At 48.5% G+C, this 503-nt stretch carries 1 protein-coding gene; it reads left to right on the plus strand.

Going from position 1 to position 503, the window contains the following annotated elements; all coding sequences use genetic code 11:
- Nucleotides 1-503, plus strand: a 503-nt coding sequence (locus Psfp_RS21215; protein WP_282434377.1) for a pyruvate formate lyase family protein, incomplete at both ends; no start/stop codon positions are given.

Below are 503 nucleotides of genomic sequence, written 5' to 3' on the forward strand. Positions count from 1 at the left end.
GTACTGTACACGGATTATATCAAAGGACACTGGACCGAGCCCATGTATCTAAGGGCAGGGGGAGCGTTGAAGCACGTGCTTTCCAATCTGACACCGAAGATCTGGGATGATGAGTTGCTGGTGGGAAGCATGTCGCGCTATTTCAGGGGGGTCCAGGTATACCCTGAATATGAAGCCTGGATGCTGGAGGGCTTTAAAAACGTCAAAAGGGAAGAAGAAAGGTACATCAAGGGTACGCTCCAGGAACGCAAGGGAGACAGGCTCGGGATTTACCGGATTTATCCGGAAGATAAAGAAAAGATCCTGGAAGTCGCCAGGTTCTGGGAAGGCAAAGACTGGCGGTCGCTATCAGAGAGATACCTGAAAGAAACGATGGATGATTTCGATCAGGTGGAGAACTGGCAAAAGCAATTAGTCTTTTTGCGCTTTATGTTTGACGTGCCGGAAGGCAGGCTCATCGTAGATTATCAAAAGGTTATAGATGAAGGCCTGGAGTCGATTAT

The organism is Pelotomaculum sp. FP, assembly GCF_004369245.1.
Lineage (GTDB): Bacteria > Bacillota > Desulfotomaculia > Desulfotomaculales > Pelotomaculaceae > Pelotomaculum_C > Pelotomaculum_C schinkii.